Raw genomic sequence first — 11,967 nt, forward strand, 5'->3', positions numbered from 1 at the left:
TTAATGCGACTTAAGCATTTAGCAAGTCAATATATTTGGATTGAGTAAAGAATGCTAACATCTGTGTGTTTTTATCCTTTGTTAAAAACTCATAGCTTAATAAACAACTATAGATAAACTTATTTATGACGGCCTTGTAGGCATTCTACCACGTCTTTCAGCTCAAGGCCTTGACGCTGTAGTAACACGATTAAGTGATACAACAAATCGGCTGATTCATTCGTTAGCTCGTCGTTGTCGTGTTTCATTGCGGCTAGAGCAACTTCTACACCTTCTTCACCGACTTTTTGGCAGCTACGGCTTAAGTCTTTAGCAAAAAGTGACGCTGTGTAGCTTTTTTCAGGGTCGTCGTTTTTACGCTCTACAATCACTTGTTCAAGTTGTGCTAGAAAGCTCAAGCTTGGTTTAGCGGCATCACCAAAACAACTTTGCGTGCCTAAATGACAGGTTGGGCCAAGTGGGTTGGCGAGCACTAATATTGAATCGTAATCGCAATCTGTATGGACCGACACTACTTCTAAGTAATTCTCAGAGGTTTCACCCTTCGTCCATAAACGGTTTTTTGAACGTGAATAAAAGGTCACTTTTTGCTTTTCAAAGGTGACCTCAAGGGACTCTTGATTCATAAACCCTTGCATTAAAATAACCCCAGTACGGGCATCTTGAATTATGGCTGGGATCAGCTCGCTTTTCGCGAAGTCGACTTGAGTGAGGTTTTCTTTAGTTAGTTGCATAAACGCGCCGCCACTTGGTTATCTGTTAAATACTGTTTTAATTCGCCAATGTTGATCACGTTTTTGTGAAAAACACTCGCAGCGAGTGCGCCATCTACTTGGCTTTGTTTAAATACATCAACAAAATCTTGCATGCTGCCCGCGCCGCCAGAGGCAATCAGTGGAATATCACACAAAGCGCGCATTTTAGATAGTTGCTCGTTATCGTAGCCGTTACGCACGCCATCTTGGTTCATGCAGTTGAGTACAATTTCGCCTGCGCCTAAGTCTTGCACGCGTTTAACCCATTCCTGCGTTTTGTAGCGTGTACGGCTTGATGCATTGGGATCGCCAGTTAGCTGATACACTAAATACTCGCCAGTTACGTCATCATAAAAGCTATCAATACCGACGACCACACATTGCTTACCAAACTCATCATGTAACTCTTTGATAAGTTCAGGGCGTGCTATAGCAGGGCTGTTGATACTGATTTTATCTGCGCCGCGCTCTAGCACGCGTGCAGCATCGGCGACCGATTTAATACCACCGGCTACACAAAATGGAATGTCGATATGACGGGCGATGCTTTCGACCCAATTTACATCGAGTAGGCGTTTTTCAACACTTGCGCTAATTTCATAAAATACGAGTTCGTCAGCACCGGCTTCGCTATACGCTTTAGCCATTGTTAATATATCACCAACGACTTCGTGACCTTTAAATTTAACGCCTTTAACGACTTGGCCGTCTTTAACGTCTAAACACGGGATTATGCGTTTTGATAACATGCCAACGCCTCCTCAACATTAAATGCGCCATCGAGCAATGACTTACCTAAAATAACACCGCCTACGCCTAGCTCTTTAAGCTTTTTAATGTCATCGAGTGAACTTACGCCGCCAGAGGCTTGTACTTTAATGTCGCTGTTGTGCTTTGCTAAATCTTGGTACAAAGCAAATGAAGGGCCGGTCATAGTACCGTCCTTGCTGATGTCCGTACACAAAAAATCAATAACGCCAAGTGCAACATAAAAGTCCACTAGCTCAAATAAGCCAAATTCAGATTCACTTAACCAACCGTGAGTGGCAGGGGCCCAGCCGCTGTCTGTTTTATTTACATCAAGGGCGATAACAAAATGCTGTGCGCCAAATTTTTCAATCCAGCCTTTTACTTCATCGCGCTTTTCAACTGCCATAGAGCCAATTACAACTTGGTTGGCACCGGCTTTAAGCCAGTCGCTTACGTCTTGTTCAGTACGAATGCCGCCGCCAACTTGATACGGCACATTTAGTGCTTTAGTGGCTGCTTGAATGTGTTGCCATTGTTTTTTGTCTGGATCCCGTGCGCCTTCTAAATCAACAAGGTGTAATTTACCTGCGCCGCTTTGTGCGTATTCTTGTAAGCGAGCGCCAAGCTCAAACGGGTAAAACTGTGCGGTATCGTATTTACCTTGATATAAGCGCACGATTTGATTTTGTAATACATCTAATGCTGGAATAATCACGTTAAATTCTCTTTATAATTTGTTGACTAAACTTGCCAGTCTAAAAAGTTTTGTAATAAACGGGTGCCGACTTTTGCGCTGCGCTCTGGGTGAAATTGCATACCCGCATAGTTATCGTTGGCAACAATGGCTGAAAAAGTTTGCCCGTATTCGCCGCTTACTAGCGTGGCATCATTCACTGTATGCGCAAAACTGTGTACAAAATACACTTGGTCGTTTATATCAAGGCCTTTAGTTAAGGCATGCCCGCGGTTAACCATAAGATTATTCCAACCCATGTGTGGTGAGGTTAAGCTGCCTACATCAAGGGCTTTCACTTGCCCAGGGATTTTACCCAAGCACTGCACATTACCTTCTTCAGTGCTCTCACAGAGTAATTGCATGCCTAAACAAATCCCCATCAATGGGCGTTGGTAGTCGTTAATAGCTTCTTGCCAACCACCTTCAATAAGGCGTTTCATAGCAACTGACGCATGACCAACACCGGGTAAAATAGCGCGTTCAAAGTTTTTAAGCTGCTCAGGGGATGTGATCACCTCGGGTGTTTGGCCAAGGCGTTCAAACGCAAAGCGTACCGAGTTTATATTGGCACAACCGGTATTAATTATGGCAATCATAAGCATCCTTTAGAGCTGGCAGTTTGTTGACTGGCGTCGGCCGCAACAGCCATGCGCAAGGCACGAGAGAATGCTTTAAATAAACCTTCCACTTGGTGATGACAGTTACCGTCGCTTACTGACAATATTAAGCTAATAGCAGCATTGTCACTTAAGCTTTTGAAAAAGTGCTCAACCATTTGTACGTCTAAATCACCGGCTTTTTCACGGCTAAAGTTCGCGTTTAAAACAAAAGACGCACGCCCTGATAAATCAATTTGTGCCTCTGCTTTGCATTCATCCATAGGCAGGGCAAAACCATAGCGGGCAATTTGCGATTTAGTGCCAAGCGCTTGTTTAAGTGCCAAACCTAGCGCGATGCCAATATCTTCAACTAAGTGATGCTCGTCGATGTGTAAATCACCACTGGCTTGAATATCAAGGCCAATATTGGCGTGCGTGCGAATTTGGTCAAGCATGTGATCAAAAAAGCCAAGGCCGGTGCTGATCTCACCATTTTTGTTTTGATCTAAATTGATTTTTACATCAATTTGCGTCTCTTTGGTGTTACGAGTAATACGGCCTTTACGATCTGCTGTCGTCAGCTTGGTAACAATCGCGTTCCAATCACCGTCGTACAAAATACCTTCGCAACATAAGTTTTGCGCAAGGCCAATATCAGTTTGACGGTCGCCAATCACAAATGAACGGCCTAAATCAACGTTGCCTGAACGCATAAGCTGTGTTAACAAGCCTGTTTTAGGTTTACGGCAATCACAGTTTTGCTCATCAAAGTGAGGGCAAATTAATACCTCGTCAAATTTAATGCCTTGGCTAGACAAAATATCCATCATTTTATCTTGGGCAATATCAAAGTCAGCTGTTGGAAAGCTGTCAGTGCCTAAACCATCTTGGTTCGACACCATTACTAAACGGTAACCCGCACCTTGCAACTGCAATAGGGCAGGGATCACATTGGGTAAAAACTCTAATTTTTCTAGGCTGTCTACTTGCTTGTCGGTAATTGGCTCGGCAATGATAGTGCCGTCACGGTCGATAAATAAATAAGGGTTGCTCATGATACTTCCTGCTCTTTTAGCGTGGCTGATTGGCTAAGCCCATCTAACCAACTTTTTACTTGTTCTAATTCTTGTTCACTACCGATTGAAATGCGTAGCCAGTCGTTTTCGCCGTACAAAGTAAATGAACGCATCACTAGGCCTTGCTCAAGGGCAATATTAAAGCTGTTTTTGTTAGCTAGTTTTAGCGTTACAAAGTTACCTTCGCCACTTAATACTTTTAATACAGCAGGGGATGCTTCTAACCACTGCTTTAGTTTTATTTTGAGCGCATTTAGAATACTTACTTGGCGACGCATTGAAGTAATTGCATCTGGGCTTAGAGCACTCGCAGCAATGCTTGCGACGACCGTTGATACCGGATACGGCGCAATGACTTTGCGAATAGGTGCTAGTACTGACTCTTGTGCAAGGGTAAAGCCTGTTCGCAGGCCAGCTAAAGCAAAGGCTTTTGAAAGTGTACGCAATACAACCACGTTGGCAAATTCATTAATAAGGCTGCTTGCGGTTTGCTCTGGGCAAAACTCAATATAGGCTTCATCAATAATAACCAATGCTTTATTTGCAAGTGCTGTGGCAATAGCTTTGATTTTATCAAGCGGCGTTATGCTGCCTGTTGGGTTATTGGGGTTACAAATAAACACTAGTTTACTGTTACCAACAGCTGTGATTATTTCATCAACTGAGCCTTCTAATAGCAGTGCTTGGCTTAATCCATTAATCGCGACATTATGGGTATCGGCGGTTACTTTATACATACCATAAGTTGGTAAAAATAAAGCAACTGAATCTGTCGCTGGTTGGCAATAAGTGCGAACCAGCAACTCAATGCCTTCATCTGCTCCACGGGTCATTAATACTTGACCGGCGTTGAGCTTTGCATACTCGCCATAGCGATTGATAACGCTTGTTGGTTGTGGATCTGGATAGCGATTTAAGTCACTAATATTAATATCAATACTCTTAACATATGGGCTTTCGTTAGCATTTAACCACGTTGTGCCGGTTAGTTTTTCGCTTTTTGCCGAGCTATACGCTGCTAATGCATCGATATTTGCGGGTAATAAAGGGTTACTACTCATTATTCATTGCCTCTATTCATAGCCTCTAAACGCACCTTTACAGCATTTGCGTGGGCATCAAGTCCTTCTGCATCTGCAAGCGGTAATATTGCTTTTGATAAGTTTTTCAAACCATTTTCGGTGATTGTTTGCACCGTATAAGTACGAAAAAAATCAAGCAGATTTAAGCTCGAATACGTTGCACTATAACCGTAAGTCGGTAATACGTGATTAGTACCCGACGCATAATCACCCGCAGACTCTGGGGTGTAGTCACCGACAAACACTGAGCCGGCATTTTTAACTTTAGCTAAATATGGATTGGCATCGGCAAGTTGCAAAATTAAGTGCTCAGGGCCGTATTGCGCTGATACATCAAATGCTTGTTCGATAGAATCAACCAAAATAAACGATGAATTTGCTAATGCTTGAGCGGCTATATCACGGCGTGATAATGCTGTAAGTTGGCGTTCAATAGCTTGCTCTGTCTGTGCAATAATTAGCGCACAATTAGAGAGTAAAATTACTTGTGAATCTGTTCCATGCTCTGCTTGTGAGAGTAAATCAGCGGCAATAAATTCAGGGTTGGCACGTTCGTCTGCAATGACTAATACCTCTGACGGGCCTGCAGGCATATCAATCGCCATGCCAGGAATTGTTTGTGCGACAAGCTGTTTAGCCATAGTGACAAAGCTGTTACCAGGGCCAAAGATCTTATTCACTTTGGGCACTGAGTCTGTACCATAAGCCATGGCGGCGATTGCACCGGCGCCGCCACTTTCTACGATTGTTTTGATACCGCATAGTTTAGCCGCATATAAAATTGCTGGATTTATTGGTAAGTCGCCTTGTACTGGCGTTGTTAAAACCACTGTTTTTGCGCCACTAAGCTGCGCAAGCACACCTTGCATGATCACCGATGAAGGTAATGGCGCACTGCCGCCGGGTACATAAATGCCTACGGCTTCAATGGCTTGATATTTTAGTTCGCATAGCACGCCAGGCTGAGTCGACAATTTAATATCTTTAGGTAACTGTGCTTGGTGAAAACGTTTTACATTAGCGTAGGCAGTATCAATTGCGTATTTAAGCTCACTGCTAAGTTGTTGCTCAGCATCATTAATCTCACTAAGAGGTACTAATAAACGAGGTGTTTCACGGTTATCATATTGCTTAGCCATGTTTAGTAAGGCTGTATCGCCTTGCTCTTTTACGTTTGCCATAATTGCTTGGCAAATTGCTTCTACTTCCGCACTTGCACTAACCGCTGGGCGCATTAGCGCCGCAGCTTGTGCGTCAGTGGATACCTCATTCCAGCGCAACATTGACTTACTCCATCATTTTTTCAATTGGCATAACGAGGATGGAGTTCGCGCCTAACGCTTTTAATTGCTCCATGGTTTCCCAAAATAATGTTTCGCTGCTTACCATGTGCAGGGCAACGTATTCATCTGAGCCTGCTAGTGCTAATACGGTTGGTTGACCTGAGCCTGGTAAAATATCGCAGATTTCATCCAGCTTATTTTTTGGCGCGTGTAACATGATGTATTTACTTTCTTTAGCTTGTCTCACACCACGTAAGCGAGGCATAAGCTTATTAATAAGCGCTAGTTTGTCAGCATCTTGTAAGTCTTTATTTTGGATAAGGCAGGCGTTTGATTCTAAAATAGTATCGCCTTGCATTAGACCGTTAGCTTCAAGTGTTGCACCAGTAGAGACTAAATCGCAAATTGCATCAGCAAGTCCTGCACGAGGCGCCACTTCTACTGAGCCTGTAAGCATTACTGTGCTGGCATTGATCCCTTCACGCTTTAGATATTGAGTTAAAATTTCAGGGTAGGTTGTTGCAATACGCTTGCCTTCAAACCAGCTTTTTTCTTGTTTTCCAAGCTCTGAAGGCCATGCAAGTGCAAGGCGGCAATAACCAAAATCAAGTTTTGAAAGTTTAGTTACTTCACTTGGTACGCCTTGGCGTTCACGTTCTGCTTGCACTTCAACAAGTACGTTTTCGCCAACAATACCTAAATCACATACGCCGTCCATGACTAAACCTGGAATATCGTCATCGCGCACACGCAGTACGTCAATCGGCATATTAGTTGAGTGAGCAATTAAACGTTGCTCACGTAAATTAAGCTTAACACCTAATTGTTTTAGTAAATCTTGGCAATCTTTAGAAAGGCGGCCACCTTTTTGGATGGCGATACGTAGACGGTTGCTGTTACTCATTATTCATTTTCCTTTAATTTAAAAACTAAAAACCCCGAGGGAACCTCAGGGCGAAAATGAATCATTGTATTTTGACTCGCCAGAGGTTCCTTTTAGGAATAACCTCTCAGCGAAAGACCTGACAGGTTATTCCGGTGAATGGTGGTGATGATGTACTGTTGTCAGGTTTAAGCGCATTATAATATTTCCTATAAATCTTCGTTTAATATATGTAAACAAAGAAATTGAATCTGTTAAATAAATTTCACATATAGAAAAACATATTTTTATATAGTGAGGCAAGTTTTTTTTCTACAAATTAAAGAATAAGCTATAACTGTCGATAATAAGAGTAACAAAAGGAGGAACGTATGGACATCATGATCCCTTATTTAGGGCAAATAACTAAATTGCAACTTCAATCAAAAGGCGCGTTTCATATTGCGGGTCTAAAAGAGTCGAACGTGACGGTAGTTGAACGTGAAAAACGTAAAAAACGTGACATAGAACGAAAAGATAAGATTAATAAAAAACAGCTCGAAACGACTCAAAATCAGAAAAAAACAGAAGACGATGAAGCTCACTTAGATACATGGGCATAACCTTTAAGCACTGTAATTTTTACTGTGCTGTGAAAACTGTTGCACTTTACTTGGTTTAATTTTATTCAATATGAAGGGGGAATTGCAATGAGAGGTTTGTGAATTCGTGGATAAGTAAAAATCGAGGACTAAGCAGTAAACTTCTTTTTTGCTGCATTATCGATTTTCTATGAGGCATCAGCATCGTAATACAGTTAACTACAAACTAAATACAAAGTACAAAGCAGTAAATTTAATCTTCTGGAAGGCGCAACCTTGATAAGAAACTCCGTTGTTTAATAAATAATTATATTCGTATTAAAGGCTTGCCAAAATACCTAAAAATGTTAATTTGATATAATATCACATATCATTATGGTTTTAGTTCTATGCATGCGTTACTTTCACAAGAACAAACAGTTTCACCTGTTTATTCTATTGATACACAGGCAAATGTTTTATCTCAAATTTATAATTTAAATACTGTACTTGCGTGTTATTGCTGTAAGTCTAGCTGGGCACTTTCGACTGCGGCTAAAAAATATGCACAACATAGTCAGGGAGAATTAATTCGCTATCAAGGTGGAATAAACCCTAAGTTATACACTGAAGTTGAGCAGCTTTTTAATAAGGCAGCACACGGTGATTTAATCTCAGCGCATATAAAGCAAATGTTAAGTATGTTTGAGGTGTTATTTGAACCAAAAGAGATTGGTATCCGTGTTATTAGTTGTGACCATGCGATTAGCCCTGCTTTTCATAAAAACACAATGATTACCCGTATGGCCTCATCCGTAGGCGGTACCGGTGAACAATGGATTGAACACAGTAATGCAACGTTTTTACCTTTAGTCGGCGGGCAACTAACGCACCAAATTAAACCTCCTGAGGATCATGTTATTAATCACTTTTGTGACGGCGACATTGCAATTTACAAAGGGACAAACTGGTTGGCTCAAGAACATAATGCGTTGATCACGTCATCACCAGCATTTATTAACCAAGACCCTCGGATATGTATTTATATTGATTATATTTGTTAGTTTTTAATTAAAGTTAAAAACGGGTTATTTCAAAACCATTGGTTTCTTTTCTTGCTCTGACTCTATGGCTTACGTAAAATCCTGCTATTAGATTTAGTTAAGCGAACGAGATTATCAAAGAGCTTTTTAGTGCAACCGGGCCGTTAGCGTTATCACTTGATGGATATACGCCACGTCAACCACAAATAGATATGGCTGTAGCGGTGAGTGATGCACTTAAAAATCGCTCGCAGCTGGTGGTTGAAGCCGGTACTGGTACTGGTAAAACCTATGCCTACTTAGCCCCAGCCCTTAAATCTAAGGGAAAAACGATTATATCTACCGGGACTAAAGCTCTGCAAGAGCAGCTATATCATCGTGATTTGCCACAATTGGTTAAAGCATTAAGTGCAAGTAAAAAAACAGCTCTGTTAAAAGGGCGCAGTAATTACTTGTGTACTTATCGCCTAAATCAACATGTTGCACATGTGCCTACGGATGATTCTGATGTAATGCATCAGCTAGCTATGGTAGCTAAATTTGCCAGTGAAACACGTACCGGTGACTTAGCTGACTGTATTGGCATTGAAGAAGATGCCAAAGTATTGCCTTACGTAAGCTCCACTGCGGATAACTGTTTAGGTAAAGAATGTCCTGATTTTCAAGATTGCTATATCCGCAAAGCCCGTTTAACCGCAATGGATGCAGATATTGTGGTGGTTAATCATCATTTGTTTTTTGCAGACATGGCAGTTAAAGATACCGGCTTTGCTGAACTTATCCCTACAGCTGACGCGTATATATTTGATGAAGCACACCAATTAAGTGAAATTGCCAGTGACTACTTTGGTGAAAGTATTAGCACCAAAAAGCTGGTGGACTTAATTAATGATTTACGTGCAATTTACCGTTCCGACATTCCAGATATGCTGCAGTTAGGTAAAACACTTAATAAACTTGAAACCAGCGTGGCTGATCTACGTTTACAATTTGGTTTAGACGGTAGCCGAGGCGATTGGCGACAAATGCTGGCAAATAAGGACATATGCGCAGCATTACACAGAGTAATTAGTGATCTCGATTTTTTATATCAAGTACTCAAACATTGTTTAGATCGTAGCGACAAAATAGAGCATCCATTTGAACGCACCTTAGCCTTTAAAGGTCAATTAGAACGGGTATTTGATATTAGCCAAACGGGTAATAGTTATTGGTATGAAACAACGCGTCGATATTTAACGGTACATATAACCCCCCTTAATGTATCCGTTAAATTTGCTAAAATGATGGCCGACACTGGCGCGGGTTTTGTATTTACCTCGGCAACATTATCGGTTGATAATGAGCTTACACACTTTAACGCCAGCCTTGGGTTAAAACCGGCACAGAGTATGATGGTTGATAGCCCGTTTGATTATTATAAGCAGGCTTTATTGTGTTTACCGCGCTATTTACCTGAAACGCATGCTGCAAACATGCCGCATGCAATTGTAAAGCTCACCCTTGATTTAATTAAAGCTGCAAAAGGGCGGTGTTTTGTATTATTCACAAGTTACCGCATGATGCATTTAGTCGCGGAAGGTTTGAGTACGCAGATTGATTATCCCATATATATGCAAGGACAAATGTCAAAACGGATCATACTCGAAAAGTTCACCCGCCACGGCAATGCAGTCCTTTTAGGCACTGCTTCTTTTTGGGAAGGGGTTGATGTTAGAGGCAGCACATTAAGTTGTGTTATTATTGATAAATTACCGTTTGCAGCGCCAGATGATCCATTGTTACAAGCAAAGATGCAAGACGCGCAATTACAAGGCCATGATCCGTTCGCCTATATTCAATTACCTCAGGCTGTTATTGCGCTTAAGCAAGGGGTTGGGCGGCTCATTAGAGATAATAAAGATAAAGGCGTACTTGTCATTTGTGATAACCGTTTAGTGACGCGCCAGTATGGACAAGTTTTTTTGAAAAGCTTACCCCCAATGCGCCGTACTCGAAGCCTTGAAGCTGCAAGCGAATTTTTAGAACAAATTAATTAGAGAAATACATTCCATGAGTAACCAAATGAATGCTACAACAATCAACTTCTTAGCTTTAGATGCATCTACAGAAGCATTATCTTTAGTGCTTAATTACAACGGCCAAACATTTCATCACTTTGAAGAGTGTCCGCAACAGCATAGTCAAAAAATACTCCCTTTAGTTGATGAGTTACTTAGTAAAGCAAATTGCCGTTTAAATGACTTAGATGTCATTGGTTTTGGTCAAGGCCCTGGTAGCTTTACTGGCGTTCGAATTAGTGTCGCCATAGCACAAGGTTTAGCGTATGCGTGTAAGTTGCCATTAGTAGGCGTATCCACATTACAAATGATGGCACAGCAGACACATCAGCAAACGGGTGATAAGTCTGTATATTGCGCGATAGATGCACGTATGGGAGAGATTTATTTTGCTCATTATATGCTAAATGATGAGAGTCTAATGGTGTTACAAGGTGAAGAGCAAGTGCTGAAACCAGACGCACTAATACTGGACAATCCAGAAGGCACAGCAGTAGGAACAGGCTGGAAAACATACCCTAACGCCCTTGATAATTATACAAATATAACAATCAACAACGCTATTACACTGCCTGATGCAGGGTTTATGGTCGCACATATTGATTATGCATTCGCAAATCACCACACCGTGTCGCCAGCACAAGCTCAACCTAAGTATGTTCGTGACACTGTTACATGGAAAAAGCTACCCGGTCGCGAGTAAGTTGCAACAATGTATATTTTGGCTCATAATTAACCTGATAGTTTAAAAGAGTATCTATTATGGCTTTACCGATTGGTTCTGGTTTTTATACGGGGGATATTCCCGGTAGAATTATCCCTAAAAAAAATGTGCCTAATGTATCTACTGATACGTTAAGTAATGCCATTGCCAATCAAAAACCTGCTGAGTTTGTTAAGTCAAGCCCCGCAGGTGTTGACCTTGCCGCTAAGCTGTCTTTACATACCAATAATACTCAAACCCAATATACACAAACAATTTATGATCAACCTTCACCAAAAGTGAGCAGAGCAATTTCTACTTATACTGAATTTGCAAATTTAGATCGTCGCGCCGAGGTGCAAAGCCTCATTGGTGTTGATATTTATGCTTAAATACTGAATTTATAATTTTTCCCATGCAATATTATCACTTGTATA

13 protein-coding genes are annotated in these 11,967 nt (G+C 41.4%); 5 read left to right on the forward strand and 8 right to left on the reverse strand.

The features are described from left to right. Positions 1–119 precede the first annotated feature (119 nt). From hisIE to hisG, 8 genes are read right to left on the reverse strand one after another with little or no spacing between them, the layout of a single operon-like run. The gene (gene hisIE, locus HJP15_RS00885; RefSeq protein WP_054203756.1) at positions 120–734 is read right to left on the reverse strand and encodes a bifunctional phosphoribosyl-AMP cyclohydrolase/phosphoribosyl-ATP diphosphatase HisIE; all 615 of its coding nucleotides are present in this window, start codon (positions 732–734) and stop codon (positions 120–122) included. Then, positions 725–1,504 carry an imidazole glycerol phosphate synthase subunit HisF gene (gene hisF, locus HJP15_RS00890; RefSeq protein WP_054203755.1) on the reverse strand — a complete coding sequence of 260 codons (780 nt, stop codon included), beginning with the start codon at positions 1,502–1,504 and terminating at the stop codon, positions 725–727. The genes hisIE and hisF overlap by 10 nt, the downstream gene beginning before the upstream one ends. Next, complete coding sequence (locus HJP15_RS00895; RefSeq protein ID WP_054203754.1) at positions 1,486–2,220, reverse strand: 1-(5-phosphoribosyl)-5-[(5-phosphoribosylamino)methylideneamino] imidazole-4-carboxamide isomerase; 735 nt, start codon at positions 2,218–2,220, stop codon at positions 1,486–1,488. Before HJP15_RS00895 ends, hisF begins: the two co-directional genes overlap by 19 nt. A 26-nt stretch (positions 2,221–2,246) precedes the next feature. After that, complete coding sequence (gene hisH / locus HJP15_RS00900) at positions 2,247–2,837, reverse strand: imidazole glycerol phosphate synthase subunit HisH (RefSeq protein ID WP_054203753.1); 591 nt, start codon at positions 2,835–2,837, stop codon at positions 2,247–2,249. Then, positions 2,834–3,895 (reverse strand): bifunctional histidinol-phosphatase/imidazoleglycerol-phosphate dehydratase HisB, encoded by a 1,062-nt coding sequence (hisB, locus tag HJP15_RS00905; RefSeq protein ID WP_170172846.1) that lies wholly within the window; start codon positions 3,893–3,895, stop codon positions 2,834–2,836. Before hisB ends, hisH begins: the two co-directional genes overlap by 4 nt. Beyond that, positions 3,892–4,977, reverse strand: a complete 1,086-nt coding sequence (gene hisC / locus HJP15_RS00910) for a histidinol-phosphate transaminase (RefSeq protein WP_170172847.1) — start codon at positions 4,975–4,977, stop codon at positions 3,892–3,894. The genes hisB and hisC overlap by 4 nt, the downstream gene beginning before the upstream one ends. Beyond that, entirely contained in the window at positions 4,977–6,281 is a 1,305-nt protein-coding gene (gene hisD, locus HJP15_RS00915; RefSeq protein WP_169327165.1) for a histidinol dehydrogenase, read from the reverse strand. Before hisD ends, hisC begins: the two co-directional genes overlap by 1 nt. A 4-nt stretch (positions 6,282–6,285) precedes the next feature. After that, positions 6,286–7,185 (reverse strand): ATP phosphoribosyltransferase, encoded by a 900-nt coding sequence (hisG, locus tag HJP15_RS00920; protein ID WP_054203749.1) that lies wholly within the window; start codon positions 7,183–7,185, stop codon positions 6,286–6,288. 350 nt (positions 7,186–7,535) lie between these two features. Here hisG and HJP15_RS00925 point away from each other — a divergent pair, with 350 nt between their 5' ends. From HJP15_RS00925 to HJP15_RS00945, 5 genes are all read left to right on the forward strand, one after another. Further along, positions 7,536–7,766, forward strand: a complete 231-nt coding sequence (locus tag HJP15_RS00925) for a hypothetical protein (protein ID WP_169327164.1) — start codon at positions 7,536–7,538, stop codon at positions 7,764–7,766. A gap of 368 nt (positions 7,767–8,134) precedes the next feature. Next, positions 8,135–8,788, forward strand: coding sequence for a DUF1826 domain-containing protein (locus HJP15_RS00930; RefSeq protein ID WP_170172848.1), 654 nt, complete (start codon positions 8,135–8,137; stop codon positions 8,786–8,788). Positions 8,789–8,898: 110 nt separating this feature from the next. After that, entirely contained in the window at positions 8,899–10,806 is a 1,908-nt protein-coding gene (gene yoaA, locus HJP15_RS00935; RefSeq protein ID WP_170172974.1) for a DNA repair helicase YoaA, read from the forward strand. A gap of 25 nt (positions 10,807–10,831) precedes the next feature. After that, on the forward strand, positions 10,832–11,530 hold the full coding sequence (gene tsaB / locus HJP15_RS00940) for a tRNA (adenosine(37)-N6)-threonylcarbamoyltransferase complex dimerization subunit type 1 TsaB (protein WP_249365768.1): 699 nt from the start codon (positions 10,832–10,834) through the stop codon (positions 11,528–11,530). Positions 11,531–11,589: 59 nt separating this feature from the next. Further along, complete coding sequence (locus HJP15_RS00945) at positions 11,590–11,922, forward strand: hypothetical protein (RefSeq protein WP_054454633.1); 333 nt, start codon at positions 11,590–11,592, stop codon at positions 11,920–11,922. Positions 11,923–11,967 lie beyond the last annotated feature (45 nt).

Origin of the sequence: Pseudoalteromonas sp. NEC-BIFX-2020_002, from assembly GCF_013002825.1 — a bacterium.
GTDB lineage: Bacteria > Pseudomonadota > Gammaproteobacteria > Enterobacterales > Alteromonadaceae > Pseudoalteromonas > Pseudoalteromonas neustonica.